19 protein-coding genes, 1 pseudogene and 1 other annotated feature are annotated in these 21,904 nt (G+C 48.4%); of the genes and pseudogenes, 3 read left to right on the forward strand and 17 right to left on the reverse strand.

Going from position 1 to position 21,904, the window contains the following annotated elements; all coding sequences use genetic code 11:
* The 15 genes and pseudogenes from ACJMLT_RS08335 to rsxC form a co-directional block, all read right to left on the reverse strand.
* On the reverse strand, nt 1–554 hold a 554-nt coding region (locus ACJMLT_RS08335; protein ID WP_405729339.1), incomplete at its 3' end, for an FtsW/RodA/SpoVE family cell cycle protein.
* Nucleotides 555–697: 143 nt separating this feature from the next.
* A complete protein-coding gene (gene minE, locus ACJMLT_RS08340) occupies nt 698–985 on the reverse strand; it encodes a cell division topological specificity factor MinE (RefSeq protein WP_405729342.1) in 288 nt (95 codons plus the stop codon).
* 24 nt (nt 986–1,009) lie between these two features.
* Complete coding sequence (gene minD / locus ACJMLT_RS08345) at nt 1,010–1,807, reverse strand: septum site-determining protein MinD (RefSeq protein ID WP_405729345.1); 798 nt, start codon at nt 1,805–1,807, stop codon at nt 1,010–1,012.
* A gap of 171 nt (nt 1,808–1,978) precedes the next feature.
* Nucleotides 1,979–2,611 carry a septum site-determining protein MinC gene (gene minC / locus ACJMLT_RS08350; protein WP_405729348.1) on the reverse strand — a complete coding sequence of 211 codons (633 nt, stop codon included), beginning with the start codon at nt 2,609–2,611 and terminating at the stop codon, nt 1,979–1,981.
* Between the two features lie 70 nt (nt 2,612–2,681).
* A complete protein-coding gene (locus ACJMLT_RS08355) occupies nt 2,682–5,522 on the reverse strand; it encodes a penicillin-binding transpeptidase domain-containing protein (protein ID WP_405729351.1) in 2,841 nt (946 codons plus the stop codon).
* 29 nt (nt 5,523–5,551) lie between these two features.
* Nucleotides 5,552–6,064, reverse strand: a complete 513-nt coding sequence (gene mreD / locus ACJMLT_RS08360; RefSeq protein WP_405729354.1) for a rod shape-determining protein MreD — start codon at nt 6,062–6,064, stop codon at nt 5,552–5,554.
* Nucleotides 6,061–7,005: a rod shape-determining protein MreC gene (gene mreC, locus ACJMLT_RS08365; RefSeq protein ID WP_405729357.1), complete on the reverse strand. Its 945-nt coding sequence runs from the start codon at nt 7,003–7,005 to the stop codon at nt 6,061–6,063. Before mreC ends, mreD begins: the two co-directional genes overlap by 4 nt.
* A gap of 24 nt (nt 7,006–7,029) precedes the next feature.
* A complete protein-coding gene (locus ACJMLT_RS08370; RefSeq protein ID WP_405729360.1) occupies nt 7,030–8,061 on the reverse strand; it encodes a rod shape-determining protein in 1,032 nt (343 codons plus the stop codon).
* Between the two features lie 273 nt (nt 8,062–8,334).
* Nucleotides 8,335–8,595, reverse strand: a complete 261-nt coding sequence (locus ACJMLT_RS08375) for a DUF4321 domain-containing protein (RefSeq protein WP_405729363.1) — start codon at nt 8,593–8,595, stop codon at nt 8,335–8,337.
* 190 nt (nt 8,596–8,785) lie between these two features.
* On the reverse strand, nt 8,786–9,688 hold the full coding sequence (locus ACJMLT_RS08380; RefSeq protein ID WP_405729366.1) for an RnfABCDGE type electron transport complex subunit B: 903 nt from the start codon (nt 9,686–9,688) through the stop codon (nt 8,786–8,788).
* An 18-nt stretch (nt 9,689–9,706) separates the two neighbouring features.
* Nucleotides 9,707–10,285, reverse strand: coding sequence for an electron transport complex subunit RsxA (gene rsxA / locus ACJMLT_RS08385; protein ID WP_405729369.1), 579 nt, complete (start codon nt 10,283–10,285; stop codon nt 9,707–9,709).
* A 20-nt stretch (nt 10,286–10,305) separates the two neighbouring features.
* Nucleotides 10,306–10,899 (reverse strand): annotated as a pseudogene (rsxE, locus tag ACJMLT_RS08390) (electron transport complex subunit RsxE); the annotation flags it as partial.
* Nucleotides 10,899–11,435, reverse strand: a complete 537-nt coding sequence (locus tag ACJMLT_RS08395; RefSeq protein WP_405729372.1) for an RnfABCDGE type electron transport complex subunit G — start codon at nt 11,433–11,435, stop codon at nt 10,899–10,901. The pseudogene rsxE and the gene ACJMLT_RS08395, both read right to left, overlap by 1 nt.
* 2 nt (nt 11,436–11,437) lie before the next feature.
* Nucleotides 11,438–12,394, reverse strand: coding sequence for an RnfABCDGE type electron transport complex subunit D (locus tag ACJMLT_RS08400; protein WP_405729375.1), 957 nt, complete (start codon nt 12,392–12,394; stop codon nt 11,438–11,440).
* Nucleotides 12,395–12,412: 18 nt separating this feature from the next.
* Nucleotides 12,413–13,810 (reverse strand): electron transport complex subunit RsxC, encoded by a 1,398-nt coding sequence (rsxC, locus tag ACJMLT_RS08405; RefSeq protein WP_405729378.1) that lies wholly within the window; start codon nt 13,808–13,810, stop codon nt 12,413–12,415.
* A 459-nt stretch (nt 13,811–14,269) separates the two neighbouring features.
* On the opposite strand from rsxC, the gene rpoN reads away from it, so the two are divergent.
* From rpoN to alaS, 3 genes are all read left to right on the forward strand, one after another.
* On the forward strand, nt 14,270–15,631 hold the full coding sequence (gene rpoN / locus ACJMLT_RS08410; RefSeq protein ID WP_405729381.1) for an RNA polymerase factor sigma-54: 1,362 nt from the start codon (nt 14,270–14,272) through the stop codon (nt 15,629–15,631).
* Nucleotides 15,632–15,665: 34 nt separating this feature from the next.
* Nucleotides 15,666–17,105 carry a MocR-like pyridoxine biosynthesis transcription factor PdxR gene (locus ACJMLT_RS08415; RefSeq protein WP_405729384.1) on the forward strand — a complete coding sequence of 480 codons (1,440 nt, stop codon included), beginning with the start codon at nt 15,666–15,668 and terminating at the stop codon, nt 17,103–17,105.
* Between the two features lie 57 nt (nt 17,106–17,162).
* Nucleotides 17,163–17,399, forward strand: a binding site (T-box leader).
* 169 nt (nt 17,400–17,568) lie between these two features.
* On the forward strand, nt 17,569–20,211 hold the full coding sequence (gene alaS / locus ACJMLT_RS08420; RefSeq protein WP_405729387.1) for an alanine--tRNA ligase: 2,643 nt from the start codon (nt 17,569–17,571) through the stop codon (nt 20,209–20,211).
* 50 nt (nt 20,212–20,261) lie between these two features.
* Here alaS and ACJMLT_RS08425 read toward each other — a convergent pair whose 3' ends face one another.
* Both ACJMLT_RS08425 and ACJMLT_RS08430 read right to left on the reverse strand, forming a co-directional pair.
* A complete protein-coding gene (locus ACJMLT_RS08425) occupies nt 20,262–21,209 on the reverse strand; it encodes a hypothetical protein (protein WP_405729390.1) in 948 nt (315 codons plus the stop codon).
* Between the two features lie 235 nt (nt 21,210–21,444).
* Nucleotides 21,445–21,904 (reverse strand): RsiV family protein (locus ACJMLT_RS08430; protein WP_405729393.1); only part of this gene is annotated, 460 nt, incomplete at its 5' end.

The raw sequence follows: 21,904 nt of genomic DNA on the forward strand, positions 1-21,904 counted from the left end.
GTTCGGATAAACCGCCAGTCCAGCCCGGCGATAAACAGTTCGATACAGAAGATGGCCACCAGAACCAGGCTGGCAGACAGCGCCGGCTGCTTCTGGATCAGCACCAGAGGAATGGCCAGCATGCCGCAGAGAAAGGCAATGGTGCGCATATCATCCAGTTCTTTTTGTCGCATGGTGATGACTTTGGCCAGACAGAAGATCATAATCACCTTGGCAAATTCTGAAGGCTGGATCGTCAGAGGGCCAACGGCGATCCAACGGGTCGCCCCCTTGTTGTCTACGCCGATCAGAAGAACAGCGATCAGCAGCAGGATGTTTGCGATATAGATGGGAATATAGTATTGGGAAAAATATTCATAGTCTACATTGGAAGCGACCACCATCAGACCCAGCCCGATGAGGAAAAACACACCGTGCTTGATGACGTTGGAGGGAGATTCCCCCAGATTCACATGGGTCGCGCTGGCGATGCAGATCAGGCTGAAAAATACCAGCAGGCAGACAGCCCCGACCAGCCACCAATCTATATTTTGGATATATTTTCTGATGTTCATAGGAAATACCTCTTTTCGGAAGTTTTTGTAATGGACAGGAATCTGTTCCTGTCCATTACAAAAACCCGAAAAGACCTTCAAACGTTCGGATCATCTTTCGGATTTGAAGGTCTTTTATATTCGTGTTTGTTGTGAGCTGCGAATCAGTCCTGATTCATTTTACGCATGCTCTTGATGGGGATGTTCGCGTACAGTACGGGAACAGTGCCGCTGTTGTCTTCAGACTGTGTCTGTGTGATCTGGATATCCAGTTCGTCTGTGTCGATTTCCATGTAGTTGGAAATAACCTTGATGATATCCGTTTTCAGCATTTCCAGTACCTGAGAGGAGCAGTTCACTCTGTCGTGTACCAGAACCAGTTTCAGTCTGTCTTTTGCCACGCTGCCGGAAGGAGGGGCCTGTTTTTTCTTGAAAAAGCTAAAGAAATCCATCGTTACACTTCCTTTCGATGCGGCTTATTTCTTGAACAGCTTTTTCAGCTTGTCCATGAATGTTTCGGGTGCCTGTTCGAATGTCATGATGGGCACATCTTCACCCAAGAGACGCTGAACGATGTTTCTGTAAGCCTGACCGGCTTTGGAATCCTGACTTGTTACAGCGGGTTCGCCTTTGTTTGTTGCAATAACGATGCTTTCGTCATCGGGAACAACGCCCAGAATATCGATAGCCAGAATTTCTTCTACGTCTTCGATGTTCATCATTTCACCGCGCTGTACCAGATCGATACGCAGTCTGTTCAGGATCAGAGTGGGGTTTCTCAGTTCGTTTGCTTCCAGAAGGCCGATGATTCTGTCAGCATCGCGCACTGCGGAAACTTCGGGTGTTGTTACGACAATGGCTCTGTCTGCGCCTGCGATGGCGTTTTTGAAGCCCTGTTCGATCCCTGCGGGACAGTCCAGAATGATGAAATCGAAACCTTCTTCTTTCAGGTCATCACACAGTTTCTGCATCTGTTCGGGAGATACAGCGTCTTTATCTCTTGTCTGTGCTGCAGGCAGCAGGAACAGACCGTCATAGCGTTTGTCTTTAATCAGTGCCTGTTTCAGACGGCAGTTGCCTTCCACAACGTCTACCAGATCATAAACGATTCTGTTTTCCAGACCCATAACAACGTCCAGATTTCTCAGGCCGATATCTGCGTCTACCAGTGCTACTTTTTTACCTAATACTGCAAGACCGCAGCCGAGGTTTGCGCTGGTTGTGGTTTTGCCAACACCGCCCTTGCCGCTGGTGATTACGATTACTTCACTCATTGATGTTCCTCCTAATCTCAGAAGTATATTTTACAACTGTTGATGTATTTTATTTTTCGGGATTTTTATTGCTATCTGTTTCTATATTAACAAAAATATGCAACTTTTGCACTCCTTTTTTGAAACAAAAGGGGAGAACTTTTCCCATGTTTCGACAGCATCCTGCGGCGATCAGGAAAGCGCCATTACAAAGATCTGTCCGTTCTGTACGAAGGCATATTCAGGAGGCTTGGGACCTCTTTTGTTTTCTTCGGGGAAACGGGTGATGATATCCGCGATACGCAGCTGTACGGGAGCCATGAAGATGGCTGTCACAAAGGCCTCTGTCATGCCTTTGCAGCCTGCGTGTGCCATGCCCTTTAGCTGACCCAGAACGATGATGTTGCCTCCGGCTTTGATTTCTGCGCCGGGATTTACGTCGCCCACGACCACAACGCTGCCGTCAAATTCGATTTTCTGGCCGTTTCTCAGAGAGCCTCTGTGGAATTTTGTCAGGTTGCTGGGGTTCATTTCCTTTGCCAGCAGTTCGCTCAATTCCAGCAGTTCGTTGTTTTCTGTTTTCACAAAAGTGATATCCATTGTCGCATGTTTTGCGATGATCTTCAGCAGTGTTTCTTCTTCCGCTGCTGTGAACTCACGGCCCTTGAAAGCCATGGCAGTTTTTACGTGGTCAAAGAATTTGCCGGCCTCTACGACTTTCTTTTCCAGTTGTTCGCAGAGGATATCGAAAGATACTTCGGGATCGAACATCACAGTGATGCCGTCCTTTGTGCCTTTAAAGATTACATAATTCTCGTTTCGCATGTTTTTCCCCTCCTGTGTGTGTTTCAGTCAGATGCAGAGCCATTTTCCCGAAAGGCCTGGTGCTGCCGTGTTATTCGGCCAGAACCGTCTGCATGTTTGTATTTGTAGGAACATAATCCAGTCCCAGATATTCTTTAATGATCGCCTTGGCTACTGCCGGCGCGGGGGTACCGCTGCCTTCGCCGAAGGGAATCATAACAGTGATAGCGATCTGCGGGTCATCATAGGGCGCGAAGCAGACGAACCAGGTATGAGAACTGCGGTTCTTGTCTTCTTCGGCAGTACCTGTTTTGGCAGCCACTTCCACGGGCAGGTCATCAAAGATACCGCGCAGTGTGCCGCGGGAGCCGTTGGTTACCAGCCACATGCCCTGATATACGGCCTGCAGATTTTCTTCCTTGAATTCGATGACATTTTCTACAGTTTCCTCTACTTCGGAATGGAGCGTGCCATCGGGGTTTTGTATATGATCCACCATGTGCAGCTTGTAAAGCGTGCCGCCGTTGGCGAGGGTGGAGATGTATTTCGTTACCTGTGCCGGTGTGTAGCTGTTGATGGACTGACCGATGGCAGTACGGATGGTGTCGCCGTCTGTCCAGCGGGTCTGGCTGGTGGTCGCATCAGGGTTGAAGGTCTTCACGGCTCTTTCCTTATTTGTGGGAGATGCCATGGTGGGGCCGTATTCGTCCAGCTCCAGACCGGTATAACTGTTCAGACCAAAGGCAGCCATATATTCATTCAGCGTTGTGATGGAATTGTTGCTGTTGCCTGTGGTCACGTTGCCCATGCGGTATGCCAGTTCGTAGAAGAAGTAGTTGCAGGATACTTCCAGTGCATGGGAAACATTCAGGGGGCCGTGGGTACCGCCGGTGTTGGAATAGATCCAGCAGCGGGCATAGGGAATACCCGTATCTTTAAAGATCCCTTTGTCGGTGATGAGGGTATCCGGTGTGATGGTACCGGTTTCCAGCCCTGCCAGTGCAGTGATCATTTTGAAGGTAGAGCCGGAGGCTTTTTTCTGCTTCAGAGGGCGGTTTACCAGGGGTGTATTGCCGTCCTTCAGCAGAGAGTTGTAATAACTGTTGTTGAAGGTATTTACTAGTTCGTTGTTGTCGTAGGAAGGATATGTGACGCTGGCGAGAACTTCGCCTGTGCCTACCTGTGTAACGAAAACAGAACCGGTACAGGGGTCAAGCCCTGTATCCGCAGGGGACATTTCCCCGTTGGAAAGTTTATTGATGATCATGCTCAGAGGAGCAGTTGCACCGCTGTCGATGGCAGCCTTTTCCTCCGGCGTTACGTTCATGTGTCCCTGCTCAATCATCATCAGTGTCAGTTCTCTGACGCTCACATTGCCTTTTTCCAGAGCATCCAGCAGGAATTCCTTTGCTACCGTTGCAGCATCTTCCTGATCGGGGCTGAAGGTGGGCTGTGCCTGTTTCAGCCGCAGATAGACGGTGTGCTGAACGGTGCCTTCTTCGGCATAAAGCATTTCCTCAGCGGAAATATGGTTTATGTTGATCATGGACTGGAACAGTTCCATAGTGGAGACGGAATTTTTCCCACCGCCGGTCAGTTTTTTCAGAACGGCTGTCCGCAGTTCGTTTTCCAGTGTGTCGTAAGCAATCTGCTGCAGTTTGCTGTCCAGTGTTAGGAACAGGTCTTTGCCGGGAACAGGTTCGGTAGAGTCGATGACGCTCATACGGCGTCCCTGATTGTCTACCTCGATCAGCACCTTACCATCGGAGCCGTTCAGATCTCGTTCAAACAGTTTTTCCATCCCGTCCTGACCGACCAGATCAGTCTGGCTGTAAATGGGGTTGCCTTCTTTATCGAGGTCATCTTTATAGAGGGCATAGTCGTTTTCTGTCATCTGGCGGATATATCCTAAAATATGTGCAAAATATTCTCCCTGCGGATATTCTCTCAAGGAGATGGTGTCGATAATGACACAGGGGAAGATATCCTGATTTTCTTCTACATAGGCCAGCGTTTTGTCGCTGACGTCGGTGGCCACGTTGACTGTCTGATACTGCTGATATCTCTGCAGATACATGGAGTAGCGAATGCCCAGTGTGCTGCGGATCAGGTCATTGGGAAGACCTTCCGGCAGACCGAAATAGTCCCGCAGATAATCCAGTGTTTTCAGAGAACCGTAGGCGATCTGTTCGCCCTCCATGCCCATGCTTTCTTTCCAGCTTTTTTCGCGGTTTTTGTTTCCGTTAAACTGGAAGGAATAGGGGGACTCTGTGGCCAGAGGCAGTTCGTCGGCGATCTCTTCGCCAAAATCAGTCAGTTTCATGGCGAGGGTCAGTGCCATCAGGTTTCTGTCGTCGCTCATGCAGAAAGAAACGTAAGCACGTTTCTGAGCCGCATTAAAATCGGCAGGGGGTTCGTATTGTTCATACAGCCACTGCAGACATTCTTCTGCGGTCATGTCTCGCTGTTTTTTCTCCAGACCAATGGAAGTTTTCCAGCGTTTTTCCTGGGTTTCTTTTTCTTCCTCTGTGCCTTCAAAGGTAAAGGCATAGGGAGCCCGCTTGGTAATGGGCAGAGCATCGGTTTTGGTCTCGCCTTTTTCCCAGAGGGTCTTGGTCAGAGCAGCAGATAGTTCCTGTCGTTCTTCATCGGTAAATTCCAGCGTAACGCTGCCGTCTACCTGCACGCAGTAGGCAACGGTATTGATGGCCAGTGGTCTGCCGTAGCGGTCATAAATACCGCCGCGGGGGGCGGTCACGGGCAGTTTTTTGGATACGCTGGCGGTGATGGATTCCTCATAGTCTGTACCATGGATGATCTGCAAAGTGAACAGCCGCAGTACGATGATAGCAAAGAGGACGATGATGCCGCAGAGCATAACAAATATTCTGTTTTTACAAAGATCGAAAAAATGATCGAGATGTCGTCTCATCGGTTCCTCCTAAGGGATCCCAATACGCCTTAGAATAGGCGGTATTTGTATTTTTCTTTCAGTTCCAGCCATTCATTGATCCCGAACAGGATACGGTAGATCAGAATGGTCACAACGGCGGTATAAACCAGTTCGGGTACCAGAACGGAGAAAAGGAAAAAGAGCAGATTGCCTTCCCCGCGGAACACGAAGCCGGTGATATAAAGGACTGCCTGATACAGCACTGTGGAAACGGCGCAGAAAATGACAGGCAGGATATAGTTTTCACGATAAAAGGTTTTCTGGCTGCGGCCGAATAACAGCCCCATGGCCAGATATAAAAGGGTGTAGAAGCCGATCATTTTATTAAAGAAAATATCCATCAATAACCCACAGCATCCGCCGATGATGGCACCTTCTTTGCTGCCGCGCAGCAGGGCATAGGAAGTCACGATGATGAGGGCGGTGTTGGGGAAGATCCCCTGAATTGCCAGCAAAGGGAACAGGGTGGTCTGCAGGATAAAGTTCACAAAAATGATCAGACCGGTGATCAGGATCCTCATTCAGTACCCTCTCCTTCCGTTGGTGCCGCGGCAGGCGCTGCGTTTTCCGCAGGTTCTTCCGGTGCGGCAGGAGTGGTCACAGGGTTGGGCAGTGTGGGCACTTTTTCAATGGCACTGCTCTTGTCGATGACCAGAATGGTATCCAGATGTTTCAGGTCTACATAGGGCTGGATCACGGCATATTTGGTCAGACCGTTGGTGTCTGTTTCCAGTTCCAGCACCTTGCCGATGGCAAGGCCGGCAGGATAGATATCAGACAGGTGAGAAGTCACGATTTCGTCGCCCACCATGATCTCTGCCTGGGCATCGATGTATTCCATGATGCAAAGACCGTCTGCGGAAAGAGTATAGTTACCCTTCACTACGCCCAGATCCCCCGTACGCACGCTCATGGCAGGAACGGCGGAACGGCTGTCCAGAATAGACTGGGCCTTGGAGAACGTAGCGCCGCTTTCCAGCACCTTGCCCACCAGACCTTCGGGAGCGATCAGCACCATGTTTGCGCTGATGTCGTCCTTTGTGCCTTTGTCGATGGTGAAGCCGTCATACCAGACACCGGGGTCTTTGGCGATGACCGTTGCGCCGACACTTTCATAGTCGGGATATCTCTGGGCAATTTTCAGCAGCAGAGAAAGGGTCGCATTTTCATCTTCATACATCGCCAGACGTCTGTTTTCTTCCAGAAGTTTGGCGATCTGTTTTTTCAATTCGTTATTTTCTTTTTTCAGGTCAGCTTTGTTACGGGAAGCGGTAACGGTTTCGTCTACCCAGCTGCTGATCCCTGTTGTCAGATCCTGAAAGGGAGTGACAACGACACCGATGGCACTTTCCAGCAGTGTGGCGTTCAGCTGTTTGCCGCTGGCAATGACTGTGACCAGTACCAGAAGCAGGGCGCCGCCCCGTATAAGTTGTTTTTTATATTTTTCAAAAAACTGCTGCAAAGGGGATTGCTCCTTTCGTCAGTATCAGAACAGTGCTTTTCTGGGGGAGATCAGCACATTTTTCAGTTTATCGATCTGGTCCAGAACCATGCCTGTGCCCAGTGCAACACAGTTCAGAGGTTCGTTGGCAATATTTACGGGCATGCCTGTTTCTGCTGTGATCAGTTTATCCAGACCACGCAGGTGTGCGCCGCCGCCTGTCAGTGTGATGCCGAATTCCATGATATCTGCCGCCAGTTCGGGGGGAGTTGCTTCCAGTGTCTGCTTGATGCTGTCAATGATGGCACCAACGGGTTCTGCCAGTGCATCGCGCACGTGGATGGAATTGACTTCAATGGTTTTGGGCAGACCGCTGACAAGGTCACGACCGCGGATCTCCATTCTTTCTTCTCTTTCCAGAGGGAAGGCAGAGCCGATGGTGATCTTGATTTCTTCTGCAGTACGGTCGCCGATCGCCAGGCTGAATTCTTTTCTGATGTAAGTGATGATGGCGTTATCCAGTGCGTCACCGGCTACACGCAGGGAACGGCTGGTTACGATACCGCCCAGAGAGATGATCGCCACTTCCACAGTGCCGCCGCCGATATCAACGACCATGCTGCCGGTAGGATCTGCTACGGGCAGGCCGGCGCCGATAGCTGCTGCCATGGGTTCTTCGATCAGGTAAGTGTCTTTTTCTCTGGAGCCTGCTGCAATGGCAGCTTCCAGTACCGCGCGTTTTTCTACTTCTGTTACGCCGGAAGGAACGCATACAACGATGCGGGGTTTAGGACCGAACAGAGAGCGTACATAGGCTTTGTTGATGAAGTAGCGCAGCATTGCCTGTGTCACGTCGAAGTCAGCAATTACGCCGTCTTTCATAGGGCGGATAGCTACGATGTTGCCGGGTGTACGGCCGATCATTTCTTTTGCTTCGTTGCCGACAGCCAGAACTTCTCTGGTCTGTGTGTTGATGGCAACAACGGAAGGTTCATTGACGATAATACCTTTTTCGCCCATATAAACCAATGTATTCGCGGTACCCAGGTCGATACCCATATCTTTAGAATTGAACATGTTGAATTTTACCCCTTTCATTATTGAAAACGCTGCCGCAAAAGAGGGCGGAAACGTTGATTTTCTGAATTTTGCCTTACATTTTATCATACCGCGTTTTGTTCTTCTTTTCAAGGAAAGAGCCGTATTTTTCATAAAAAATGCAAGATTTTATGGACATTGCTGAACAGAAAACAGGCATGTATAAGCATGCCTGTTACTATGGTCGGTATCAGGAGAAAAGCCTCCTGTGCCCTTTCGACAAAAGCGCTTGCGGAACGCTCTCTGTCATCATTACATTTTTCTGTAGATCAGGAACGCCAGCACGATGCCGATGATACCTGCAATGGTGAAGCGAATGGTCAGGCCGAACTGCAGGGTCAGTACGCCCAGGTCCAGCACAAGAGGGGAGGACAGCCCGAAACTGCTGCCATAACCCAGCCAGCTCAGGGCAGAAATGCCGCCCAGTGCATTGCCGATAAAACCGCCCAGTACCACCCCTGCCAGCATCAGCAGAACCAGTACCCATATATTTTGTGAGGATTTTCTAGCCATATATCATATGCCTCCTTTGATTCATATCATTTAACTGAGATATTATATCATAAAATACCAGGAGAGAAAAGCGAACACTCGGTGAAAGGAATAAAAAAAGACTCTCCGATTTCTCGGAGAGTCTTGAATCAGCGAGTGATTCAGTTAAAGCTTATTCGGTTCTTTGCCGCGAGGCGGTAAGTCTGAATTATCATTCAGCCTTAGGAGATTCTTCAGCTTTAGGTGCTTCCTGTGCAGGAGCAGCGGGTGCTGCTGCAGGAGCTGCAGGTGCAGCTGCGGGAGCGGGCTGAGGAGGTCTCTTGCCTGTCAGAACGCCTTTAGGACATTTGTTTGCACAGATGCCGCATGCTTTACATTTATCGTAGTCGATAACAGCCAGGTTATCAATTACGTGGATAGCATCGAAAGGACAGTTCTTTTCACAGATCTTACATGCAATACAACCAACGGAACAGTTGGGGATTACATTTTTACCCATGTCTTTGGAAGAGCACTGAACTTTAACTTTTTTCTTAGCGGGCAGCAGTTCGATGATGTGTTTAGGACAAGCGGATACACATTTACCACAAGCGACACATTTATCTTTATCGATCACTGCGATGCCGTCAACGATTTCGATTGCGCCGAAAGCACAAGCTTTTTTACAGGAGCCCAGACCCAGGCAACCGTAAGAGCAGGATTTTGCACCGCCACCAGCCAGCTGAACAGCGAAGTTACAATCGTCGATACCGAAATATTCATATTTGTCTTTTGCTTTTTCGCAAGTACCACCGCATTTAACGAAAGCAGCCACGGGTTCAGCTGTGGAAGCTTCAACACCCATGATAGCACCGATTTTTTCAGCAGCTGCTGCACCACCAACGGGGCAAGCATTTACGGGAGCTGTACCAGCAACGATAGCGCCTGCACAACCACCACAACCGGGGAAACCACAACCACCGCAGTTAGCGCCGGGCAGAACTGCCAGAATTTCACCGATACGAGGGTCTTCTTCTACTTTGAAAACTTCAGAAGCAACACCCAGACATGCACCGAAAACAACGCCCATGCCGCCAACGCTCAGAACGGGGAATAAAATACTCATTGGATCCATATTCTTTTACCCTCCTTCTTACAGTTTGATCAGACCAGAGAAGCCCAGGAATGCGATAGACATCAGACCAGCTGTGATCAGAGCCATAGGGAAACCATCGAAGGCTTTAGGTGTGTCATTGTCAGCGATTCTTTCACGAATACCAGCGAACAGAACGATTGCCAGAGCGAAACCAGCCGCACCACCAACTGCGTTCAGAACGGATTCGATGAAGTTGTAGCCTTTCTGCATGTTTGTTACGGCTACACCCAGTACCGCACAGTTTGTTGTGATCAGGGGCAGGAATACGCCCAGTGCCTGATACAGAGCAGGTGCGGATTTTTTCAGGAACATTTCTACGAACTGTACCAGGGAAGCGATCAGCAGAATGAACGCGATGTTGTACAGGTATGTGATGTTCAGGGGCACCAGGATCAGGTTGTAAACCAACCATGCTGCAGCTGCTGCCAGGGACATAACGAAGATTACAGCCATACCCATGCCGGCTGCTGTATCTACCTTCTTGGATACACCGAGGAAGGGACAGATACCTAAGAACTGGGACATTACGTAGTTATTTACGAAGATACCAGCCAGAACTAATAAAATCAGATTCATCTATTTTCCCCTCCTTCTTAAGCTTTTTTGTTTTTGATGCTATTCAGTACAGCCATCATGCAAGCCAGTGTGAAGAACGCACCGGGAGCCATTACGAACAGCAGAGTTTTAGGGAATGCTTCGGGCAGTACAGTCATACCGAATGCTGTACCGGAACCGATGAATTCACGGATCAGACCCATGCAGCCCAGAGCGATTGTGAAGCCCAGACCCATACCGATACCGTCGCAAGCAGATGCGAAGGGACCATTCTTGGACGCGAAGGATTCTGCACGAGCCAGAATGATACAGTTAACTACGATCAGGGGAATGAACAGACCCAGGGAAGCATACAGGCTAGGAACATATGCTTTCAGAACAAATTCGATGATTGTTACGAAAGTAGCGATAACTACGATGAAACAAGGGATACGTACTGTATCAGGGATGAGTTTTCTCAGCAGGGATACGAATACGTTAGAGCAGATCAGTACTGCTGTTGCAGCCAGACCCATACCGATACCATTGATTGCAGAAGAAGTAACCGCCAGAGTAGGACACATACCGATTACCTGCATGAATGTAGGGTTTTCATCGATGATACCGTTTTTAATGATTTTTACGGGATTAGCCATCAGTTAGCACCTCCATTCGCTGCGAACCAATCCAGGGCTTCCTGTGCACCGGCACAAACTGCTCTGGAAGTAATTGTAGAAGATGTGATAGGAACGATCTGACCGCCGTCTTTTGTTACGGAAACAGTACCGGATACGCCTGCGAACTGTTCGTAGAAAGCGGGTTCTGTGGATTTTGCACCCAGACCGGGTGTTTCGGAGTGACCTGTTACACGCAGACCTGTAACAACGCCGTCAGCACCGATACCTACCATTGTATTTACAGCACCGCCGAAACCGCCGGGAGCTGTTGTGATTACATAACCACCATTGTCAGCTGCGTATACAGCTGTGATTGTACCTGTCAGTTCTGCATCAACCTGTTCAAAGGAAGAAGCTTCGGGCATAACAGCCATCATGCCTTCGTTCAGTGTTTTCTGTTCCTGAGCTGCGATGGGTTCTTTTGTGATTTCAGATACTGCACCCAGCAGACCAGCAGCAACACCAGCGATAACCAGCAGAACGATAGCAGGTTTTACGATTGCTTTAGAGTCCATGCTTATTTCGCCTCCTTCGTTTTAGGCAGTGCACCGAAGATTGTAGGTTCTGTGAATCTTTCGATCAGAGGTACACAGCAGTTCATGATCAGGATAGAGTAGGATACGCCTTCAGGGTAACCACCGAATGTACGGATCAGGTATGTGATCAGACCAGCGCCAACTGCGAAGATGATCTGGCCTTTAGGTGTTACGGGAGAAGAAGCGTAGTCTGTTGCCATGAAGATACCACCCAGCATTACACCGCCGGCCATGATTTCCTGCAGGGGCATTCTCATGCCGTGTCTGCCGATCACGCCGAACAGGATTGCTACTGTTGCGATGTAGATTACGGGGATCTTCCAGCTGATTACATGTTTGTACAGCAGGTATACGCCGCCGATGATCAGAGCGATTGCACATGTTTCACCGATTGTACCGCCGCACTGACCCAGAATCAGTTCACCCAGAGAAGCATCCAGGTGACCAGCTTTCAGCTGTGCCAGAGGTGTAGCGTATGTAGCTGCGTCAGCAACTTCCAGGCCGTTAGGTACGGACCATGTTGTCATTTCTGTAGGGTAGGAAGCCAGCAGGAATGCACGGCCAGCCAGAGCAGGGTTGATGAAGTTCTGACCCAGACCGCCAAACAGCTGTTTACCAAAGATGATAGCAAATGCACTACCAACAACTGCAACCCATACGGGAGCTGCTGCAGGCAGGTTCATTGCCAGTAACAGACCGGTTACAACTGCGGACAGATCGCTTACTGTAACAGGTTTTTTCATGATTTTCTGGCACAGTGCTTCGAAAATCACGGAAGATGCGATTGCTGCAATGATCAGGATCAGTGCAGAAATACCAAAATAATAGATACCCGCTGCTGTTGCAGGAACCAGAGCGATGATTACATCACGCATGATGCTCTGGATGGATTCTTTAGAACGCACATGAGGGGTACCGGATACTACAAAGTTAGCCATTGTTTATTCTCCCCCTTCTTATTTCTTTTCAGCTTCCGCTTTTGCTTTTGCTTCAGCTTCCGCTTTTGCTCTTGCTGCTGCGGCAGCTGCTGCTTTTTTGCCTGCTTCGATCTTCTTAGTTGCTCTGATAGACTGAGCCAGCTGACGTTTTGCAGGACATTCGTAAGAGCAGGAACCACATTCGATACAATCCAGACCGTGATGTTTTACGAAGCCTTCGCCGTCGCCTTTGATTGCAAAAGCATTCAGCATGAAGGGCATCAGGCCCATAGGGCAGTGGTCTACACATTTACCGCAACGGATGCAGTTTCTTTCTTCGGGAATGTATGCTTCGTCTTTTGTGAAGCACAGCAGACCGGAAGTTGTTTTTACGGATGCAACATCCAGTGTGTACAGTGTGGGACCCATCATAGGACCACCTGCGATCAGTTTTACGGGAGGGTTTTCTTCGTTGAAACCACCGATTTCATCAACCAGATCTCTCAGTGTCATACCGATTCTGATTTTGTAGTTACCGGGGTTTTTGATACCTTTACCGGAAACTGTTACGATTCTTCTCATCAGAGGTCTGCCTTTTTCGATGGCTCTTTCGATCGCAACAACTGTGTCAACGTTGTCTACGATACAGCCAGCGGAAGCGGGCAGTGCACCGGATTTCACTTCTCTCTTTGTGATAGCGTAAATCAGGTGTTTTTCAGAACCCTGAGGGAATTTTGTTGTCAGAGGCTGAACGGAAATGTTGTCGATGCCTTCACATGCTTTCTGCATAGACGCAATTGCTTCGGGTTTGTTATCTTCGATACCGATAACGCCTTTTGCATTGGGATGCAGTTTCAGCATGATCTGCAGACCTCTTACAATTCTTTCGGGTTCTTCGATCATCAGGCGGTAGTCACATGTGAGGTAAGGTTCACATTCAGCCGCATTGATCAGGATGTGATCGATAGGTGTGTCTTTGGGAGGGTTCAGTTTTACGTGTGTAGGGAAACCTGCACCACCCAGACCAACAACGCCGGCATTTTTGATTGCTGCCAGAATTTCGTCGTTTGTCATAGTTGTGTAATCTTTACCTTCGTTGAGACCTTCGATCTCTTCCATTTTGCCGTCGTTTTTCACAACGATAGCTTTTACCATAGCACCGCCGGGTACCAGCATAGGTCTGATGTCTACTACTTCGCCGGATACGGATGCGAAGATAGGAGAAGACATGAATGCGCCGGATTCAGCGATTTTCTGTCCTACTTTTACATGATCGCCTACAGCTACCAGTGGATCACAAGGAGCACCGATGTGCTGGCTCATAGGGTAGAACAATTCGGAGCCTTCTTTGGGCATAATCACCTTGATGGGCTGGTCTTTTGCCAGTTCTTTCCCATCGGGAGGGTGTACGCCGCGTTTGAACGTTAAAGTTTGCATATTATCCCCCTCTGTTCAAATTTGTCATGTGCCGAGGTGGCACGGGTTTAAAAGTTATACTTTTATAAAAAAATAACTATAATATAACAGCAATATTTTAATACAAAAATAAGAATTTCTCAACAATTTCGCAGAAAAAAAGCGAAAAAACTTTTTTTCAAAAGAAATTTTCACCTAAGTTTTTGTAAAAAAAGACTTCCTTTCGCAAAAAATGCTGAAACCTGATTTTTGTTTTATAATATTGCGGAAACATCCGACGATACAAATTTCTTTGTATGCGAATGAATCATCGTTTATATTTTATACTTATTATCTATAAAAGTAAATGTTAATTTATTACCATAATAACGGCGGTTTACCCCTGTGTTTTTAGGGATATTTAGACAAAATGCTATAAAATTTGTTAAAATTGTGATAAAATGAAAGCAATTTGAAAGAAGGAAGAAAGGTGGAGAGAGTGTGGAGCTTTCGCTGCAATTACAACAGAAACAGACCCTGAGCCTGCGGCAGCAGCAGTCGGTAGAAATCCTGCAGATGAATGCCCTTGCTCTTTCCGAATATGCCAGAGAGCTGGCGGAAGATAATCCGCTGGTGGAATGGAGCGAAGAAGAGGCATCCCTTTTGGAAGACCGTCAGGCGCTGCTGCAGAAGATGGAATGGCTGGAAGGCGCTGACGAAGGAAGCCGCAGTTTTTACGTAGCAGAACAGGAAGCGGAGGAAAGGGAGGATGCCCGTTTTGGCAGCAAAGACGGACAGAGCCTGCGGGAATATCTTGTGTTTCAGATCAATATTCGGGATATCCCCGAAGGGCATAAAGCGGTTCTGCGTTTTCTGGCAGAAAGCACGGCGGAAAGCGGATATCTGGAAGCCGATGCCGTGGAGATGATGCTGGAAAGATACCCTATGAGGGAAGAAACGGCCGCCCGTATCCTTGCAGAGTTTCAGTCGCTTGACCCTGTTGGCGTGGGGGCAAGGGATCTGCGGGAATGCCTGCTGATCCAGCTGAAACAAAAGGACGCTTCTGCCGTTGCGGTGAAACTGGCGGAAAATTATCTGGAGGAAGTGGCGAAAAATCACCTTTCTTATATTGCAAAACAACTGAAAACGAATATTGGGGAGATCACGGCAGCTCTGCAGGAGATCCGTTCCTGTCAGCCCAAGCCCGGCAGCGGCTTTGCGGGAGAGGATCGGGTGGAATATGTGATCCCGGATATTCTGGTTATGCGAAAGGAAAAGGAATGGGTCGTGATTGTGAATGGAAACGTCATGCCCCATCTGCAGATCAGCCGTGCCTATATGAAAATGCTCCGAGAAGGGGCAAATGCCGAAACGGAGGAATATATCTCCGAAAAGCTGAAACAGGCGGAATGGGCACTGCAGTGCATTTCCCGACGAGAAACCACGCTGCAGCAGGTAGCAGAGTGTATCGTCCGCCGACAGGAAGCATTTTTTGCGGATCGGCAGGGACAACTGGCACCGCTTCGCTTGATGGATGTGGCAGAGGAACTGGATCTGCATGTTTCCACTGTCAGCCGTTCGGTGAAGGGGAAATATCTCCAGTGCGACCGCGGCGTATTCCCGCTGCATGCCTTCTTTTCCAAGGCTATGCCGAAAGCGGAAATGGAGACGCAGGTTTCTGCAGACAGCATTCGGGAAAGGCTGAAAACCATCATTGGGGAGGAGAATAAACGAAAACCCCTCAGTGACAGAGAACTGACAGAAAAACTGGTTGCCGAAGGCGTTCAGATATCCAGACGTACCGTGGCCAAATACAGAGAGGCCATGGGGATCCCCGGCGCTGGCGGCAGAAAAGAGTATTGATATAAAAAAAGTATTGATTTGAGGGATATATAATATGGAAGAAATTTTTCAGATTCAATTGCATAAAGACGTGGATACCCCCCTCTATCAGCAGCTGGCAGAAGCTATTCTGACCCTGATTTCCGACGGTTATCTGCCTGCCAACAGAAAACTGCCCCCCATTCGAAAGATGGCGCAGCATTTTGGGGTCAATTCCGTGACCATCGTAAATGCCTATAAATATCTGGAGCAGAAGCAGATGGTCTATTCCCGTGTAGGCAGCGGCACCTTTGTTTCGCCCCTGCCCGTGGAGCATATTCCGGAACCTGTGGCAAATAAAAATATCCGTTCCTTTGTCGGCGAGATTTCCGTGGAAAATGCCATCAATTTTTCCGGCACATCCCTGCCCCATGAAATGTTCCCTGTAGATGCATTCAAAAAAGCTTTTGACGAGGTGCTGGAACGGGAAAAGGGCGGTGCTTTCAGCTATATGGACGGCATGGGATATGAACCTCTTCGCGAACAGCTTTGCTGTTATCTTGAAAGTTACGGCATTAAGACCACAGTGGAAAATGTGCAGGTGCTTTCCGGTGCACAGCAGGGGATCGATATCATCTCCAAGGTAATGGTGCATTACGGAGATGTGGTTTTTGTGGAAAAGCCTACGTTTTATGGTGCGGCAGGGGCCTTTCTTTCCCGTGGGGCAAAACTGGTGGAAGTTCCTCTGGAGGAAGACGGCATGGATATGGTAATGCTGGAAGATTACCTGAAACTCTATCAGCCGAAATTTATTTATATGATGGCCTATTTTCAGGCACCTACAGGCATTTCCTATTCCATGGAGAAAAAACGCAGACTGCTGGAACTGGCGGAAAAATATGATACATATATCATCGAAGAAGATAACTTCTGTGATTTCCATTATGGCAAGGAAGATATCGTGCCCCTGAAGGCGCTGGATTATAAAAACCGTGTCATTTATATCAAGAGTTTTTCCAAAATTCTGATGCCCGGCCTGCGTATCGGGCTGGCCGTTCTGCCGAAAAAGATCCATCAGGCGGTGATGGAGGCAAAATATACGACTGATATTTCTACTTCCGGTTTTATCCAGAGAGCACTGGAATATTACCTCAGAGAAAATGGCTGGGAGGAACATGCGGCGGCCATGCGCCGTTACGGCAGTGAAAAATATCGCAAGACCCTGTCTGCCGCAAGGAAATATCTTTCCGGCGTGGCGAAATACGGCCTGCCGGGTGGTGGGGTGAGCCTCTGGATCAAGCTGCCCGAAGGCATCAGTGCGGAAACCTTTTGCAGCCGTATGCTGGAAAAGCATGTGATCCTGACTCCCGGCAGCCAGTTTGATATCAGCGGGGAGGAAGACAGCCATGTCCGCCTCAGTTTTGGGAACCTCAGCGATGATAAGATCGAGGTCGGGCTGAAACGCATGGGCGATACCCTGAAAGAAATGTTGAAAAAAGTTGAGAATTCCCAGTAAAATGCGGTGAATCCACCTTGACAAACGAAAGGCGTGTTATTATAATCAAATCATTAGTGAAAAGCCATGAAAAGAAGGAGTACGTTCCGGCAGAACTTACAGAGAGAGGCCGTTTGGTGGGAAAGCCTCAGAAACGCGGAAGGGAAGCAGTCTTTTCGGTCTTGTGACCAGCTTCGCGGTGGAATAGGAAGTAAACTTCCATAGTATACCGCGGCGTATGTCGGCGTTAACGACTTTGAGTGACGGCAGATTTCTGTCGTAACATGGGTGGTACCGCGATCATTCGTCCCTGATTTTATAATCAGGGACTTTTTTATTACGCTTTCGCGTACGAAAACCTGAATTTTGAATATTATTCCCGAAAAAGCAAAAACGAATGTTTTTGCAAAATCGGGTTCCAAGGGACTGAGTCCCTTGGTGGGAGTTTGAGGGCAAAGCCCTCAAGAAAAGGAGGCAAATAAACATGAAAAATCTTGGTGTAAACGAAATCAGAGAACAGTTTCTGAAATTCTTCGAAACAAAAGACCACCTGCGTCTGAAATCCTTCCCTCTGGTGCCCCAGAACGATAACAGCCTGTTGCTGATCAACTCTGGTATGGCTCCCATGAAGGCATACTTCACAGGTCAGGAAATCCCACCCAGCAAAAGAGTGACTACATGCCAGAAATGTATCCGTACAGGCGATATCGACAATGTAGGTAAAACAGCACGTCACGGCACATTCTTCGAAATGCTGGGCGACTTCTCCTTCGGTGATTACTTCAAAAACGAAATCGTTCCCTGGTCCTGGGAGTTCGTAACAGAATGGCTGGAAATCCCTGCAGATAGACTGTATGTAACGATCTACGAAGAAGATGACGAAACAGGCGAAATCTGGAAAGAAAAAGTTGGTCTGCCCGCAGACAGAATCGTAAAACTGGGCAAAGCTGATAACTTCTGGGAACACGGCACAGGCCCCTGCGGTCCCTGTACAGAAATCTACTATGATCGTGGCCCCGAATACGGCTGCGACAGCCCTACTTGCGGTGTAGGCTGTGACTGTGACAGATACATGGAATTCTGGAATCTGGTACTGACACAGTTCAACGCAAACGAAGACGGCACATACTCTGAACTGCAGTTCAAAAACGTAGATACAGGTATGGGTCTGGAACGTATGGCTACAATCATGCAGGGCGTAGATTCCATTTTCGACGTTGATACAGTAAAATCCATCCGTGATGCAGTTTGTGCAAAAGCAGGCGTAGAATATGGCAAAGGCGGCAAAACAGACGTTTCCGTTCGTATCATCACAGACCACATCCGTTCCGTAACCATGATGACAGCAGACGGCGTTCTGCCTTCCAACGAAGGTCGCGGTTACGTTCTGAGAAGACTGCTGAGAAGAGCAGCTCGTCATGGCAAACTGCTGGGCATTCAGGGTGAATTCCTGGCTGAACTGTCCAAATCCGTTATCGCTTGCAGCGGTGAAGCTTACCCCGAACTGGTTGACAAACAGGAATACATCTTCAAGATCCTGTCTCTGGAAGAAAACTCCTTCTATAAAACCATCGATAATGGTATGGAAATCCTGAAACAGGATATGGAAGAAATGAAAGCAGCTGGTCAGACAGTGATGAGCGGCGAAAAATCCTTCCGTCTGTATGACACATACGGTTTCCCTATCGACCTGACAAAAGAAATCCTGGAAGAAGCAGGCATGAGCGTAGACGAAGAGGCATTTGCGGCTGAAATGAAAGCACAGAAAGACCGTGCAAGAGCAGCAAGAGGCAAATCCAACTACATGGGCGCTGCTGAAACTGTATATAACGAACTGTCCGCAGAACTGACAACTGTATTTGCCGGTTATGATGTGGCAGAAGTTTCTGATGCGAAAGTGATCGCTCTGGTAGCAAATGACGAAGTGGCAACAGGCGCACAGGCTGGCGACACAGTTGCTGTATTCCTGGATAAAACACCTTTCTACGCAGAAAGCGGCGGTCAGGTGGGTGACCACGGTGTGATCAAGACTGCAAATGGTCTGGTAGAAATCACAGACTGCGTAAAAGTTGTTGGCGGCAAAACAGCGCACATGGGTACTGTAAAAGAAGGTACAATTCTGGTAGATGAAGTTGTAACAGCAACCATCGATATGAAACACAGAATGGCTTCCTCCAGAAACCACTCTGCAACACACCTGCTGCAGAAAGCGCTGAGAACAGTTCTGGGCACACACGTTGAACAGTCCGGTTCCTTAGTAACAGCTGACAGACTGCGTTTCGACTTCACACATTTCTCCGGCATGACACAGGAAGAAATCAAAGAAGTAGAAAGACTGGTGAACGATGCCATCTTTGCAAGCCTGCCCATCGAAGCAGAAGAAATGGGTATTGACGCTGCAAGAGAAAAAGGTGCGATGGCTCTGTTTGGTGAAAAATACGGCGATGTGGTTCGTGTGGTTGACATGGGCGGCTACAGCATCGAACTTTGCGGCGGTGCGCACCTGAAAAATACAGCACAGGTTGGTTCCTTCAAGATCGTTTCCGAAAACGGCATCGCTGCCGGTGTAAGACGTATCGAAGCACTGACAGGCGAAGGCGCTCTGGCGCATTATCAGGCACAGGAAGAAGAAATCAGAACACTGAGTGCACTGGCAAAAACTTCTCCCGATAAACTGGTAGCAAGAATGGAACAGATTCTGGCAGAACAGAAAGAACTGGCAAAAGAGCTGGAAAAACTGAAAGCAAAAATGGCTGGCGGCGCTGCAGATGAAATGCTGAGCAAAAAAGTAGACATCAACGGCGTAGCGGTTCTGGCTGCTGAAGTAAAAGATATGGATGGTAACGCAATGCGTACACTGGGTGACCAGCTGAAAAACAAACTGGGCAGCGGTGTCATCGTTCTGGCAGGCGAAGCAGGCGGCAAAGTAAGCCTGATCGTTATGGCAACAGATGATGTTGTGAAAAAAGGTGCACACGCAGGCAATATCATCAAAGCGGCTGCAGGCGTATGCGGCGGTGGCGGCGGCGGCCGTCCCAACATGGCACAGGCCGGCGGTAAAGATGCTTCCAAGATCGGCGAAGCTCTGGAAAAAGCAAAAGAAGTTATTGCTGAACAGATTAAATAATTCAAGCAAAAAAATAACACCGATGGGGAAACCCATCGGTGTTTCTTTTTTTACCAGAGGTCGATGCCGCCGTTGCCTTCTACCAGCAGGTTGTAGTTTCTTTTGCAGGTATAAAGCTTGCCGTCTTTTGTCTGCAGCTGATACTCGATAGAGATATCGTTTTTCTTGCCGTAATCAGGAAGAGCAGGTTCATTGTTCAGCACCATTACCCCATTGGGGAAGCTGTATTTCAGGAAGAAGTCTGTTGTTACTTCATCAGATTCCCAGATTTTTGCTGCATAAGCACCTGTGTAAATATCTGTTCTGGCTTTTGCACCACATACGTTTACGGATTTGGTGGTAATTGCCTTAAAAGGAGAATCATCAGCAAATTCCACAGCTTCGATAAAGAAAGGATCATTCCAGTGGCTGCTGTAAAAAATACTGCAAATTTCAATATCTACGCCCATTTCCTTCAGTTCAGCCATGGTCAGTTCTGTTTTTTCTTCTTTCACCGCAGGTTTTTCTGCGGCAGAAGGTGCAGAAGTGATGGCGATGGTCTGAGAAGCGTTATCCCAGCCAACGTTGAATCCAAGGGCAGTGCCCAGATCACGCAGTTTAAAATAGTTGTTGCCTTTGATGGTGTATGCTTTCAGGGCGGCTTTCTGTCCGTCGATGAGGATGGCGGAAGTACTTTCTACGGCATCTTTGATGTCTTTTGTGCCGCTGACTTTCATTTCACTGCCGGTGGGGGCATAGGCTTCACCCTTTACCAGAGCGATGGAGTTTGCAGCACCGTCCCAGCCAACAGAGAAGGATGCATCTGTACCATTCAGCACATAGGCGATATCTCTCAGCTTAAAGTAGTTGTTGTCGTTGATGTTGTAAGCCTCAAAGGCTTTGGATGCGCCGTTTACAGTTACTTTGGATGCAGTAGGTGATGCAGGAACGCCTGCATAAACAGGTACTGCACTCAAGGCCATGATGGCAGTCAGGAAAAATGCCAGTTTCTTTTTCATAGGAATGCCCCCTCTTCTTATCTAAAGACAAATGTTTTTACTGTAAATACAGCATAACATATTTTGGGGGTTAAAACAATCTTTTGGCATGAAAAAAGCACTATCGTTTCGATAGTGCTTTTGCGCATTAGGGTCAAGGGTATGAGCACTGCCAAAACTAAGGCGGCGGCGTAGCCGTCTTCCGAAGGAAGATGCTTTGACAAGAGTTCCCTTGCGGGTTCTAAGGGCAGAGCCCTTAGGAAATCACAAATTCCTGAATTCCCATGGAACCGGGGGCGATAGAATATTCGGGGAAGGAAATGACAACATCGCCTTCGGCATTCAGATAGAAGGGTGTATCTTCTGTGACGGTTGTAAATCCTTCGATCAGCCCGTCGTCGTCACCAAATCCGAAGAAGGCTGCATTTTCGTCCATACCCAGTCTGGCTTCGATCTGGTCTGTGATGGATTTGTTGCAGATTTCCACATAATTTTCACCCAGCACATCTGCCAGTGTCAGTTCGGTATCATTTGCCAGATCCATGTTGTAGAAATGGTATGCTTCTTCTGCGGCTACCCAGCTTTTTGCTGTTGTCACCTGCAGGGAAAGGATATCATCGGCGAAATGCTTCACTTCATAATCGATGTACAGGCTCATGGTGCGGTCAGCCCATTCTGCTTCCGTGCCGCCGGTTGCAAAGAAGGCTTCTTTATAT

It is taken from the genome of Anaerotignum sp., assembly GCF_045122575.1.
In the GTDB taxonomy this organism is placed as follows: domain Bacteria; phylum Bacillota; class Clostridia; order Lachnospirales; family Anaerotignaceae; genus Anaerotignum_A.

Coding starts and splice junctions, on each gene's coding strand:
- ACJMLT_RS08415 (WP_405729384.1), top strand. CDS start 15,666: ATGGAAGAAATTTTTCAGATTCAATTGCATAAAGACGTGGATACCCCC.
- ACJMLT_RS08355 (WP_405729351.1), bottom strand. CDS start 5,522: ATGAGACGACATCTCGATCATTTTTTCGATCTTTGTAAAAACAGAATA.
- ACJMLT_RS08395 (WP_405729372.1), bottom strand. CDS start 11,435: ATGGACTCTAAAGCAATCGTAAAACCTGCTATCGTTCTGCTGGTTATC.
- ACJMLT_RS08370 (WP_405729360.1), bottom strand. CDS start 8,061: ATGTTCAATTCTAAAGATATGGGTATCGACCTGGGTACCGCGAATACA.
- minD (WP_405729345.1), bottom strand. CDS start 1,807: ATGAGTGAAGTAATCGTAATCACCAGCGGCAAGGGCGGTGTTGGCAAA.
- minC (WP_405729348.1), bottom strand. CDS start 2,611: ATGCGAAACGAGAATTATGTAATCTTTAAAGGCACAAAGGACGGCATC.
- alaS (WP_405729387.1), top strand. CDS start 17,569: ATGAAAAATCTTGGTGTAAACGAAATCAGAGAACAGTTTCTGAAATTC.
- mreD (WP_405729354.1), bottom strand. CDS start 6,064: ATGAGGATCCTGATCACCGGTCTGATCATTTTTGTGAACTTTATCCTG.
- ACJMLT_RS08375 (WP_405729363.1), bottom strand. CDS start 8,595: ATGGCTAGAAAATCCTCACAAAATATATGGGTACTGGTTCTGCTGATG.
- ACJMLT_RS08400 (WP_405729375.1), bottom strand. CDS start 12,394: ATGGCTAACTTTGTAGTATCCGGTACCCCTCATGTGCGTTCTAAAGAA.
- minE (WP_405729342.1), bottom strand. CDS start 985: ATGGATTTCTTTAGCTTTTTCAAGAAAAAACAGGCCCCTCCTTCCGGC.
- ACJMLT_RS08380 (WP_405729366.1), bottom strand. CDS start 9,688: ATGGATCCAATGAGTATTTTATTCCCCGTTCTGAGCGTTGGCGGCATG.
- rsxC (WP_405729378.1), bottom strand. CDS start 13,810: ATGCAAACTTTAACGTTCAAACGCGGCGTACACCCTCCCGATGGGAAA.
- ACJMLT_RS08425 (WP_405729390.1), bottom strand. CDS start 21,209: ATGAAAAAGAAACTGGCATTTTTCCTGACTGCCATCATGGCCTTGAGT.
- rsxA (WP_405729369.1), bottom strand. CDS start 10,285: ATGAATCTGATTTTATTAGTTCTGGCTGGTATCTTCGTAAATAACTAC.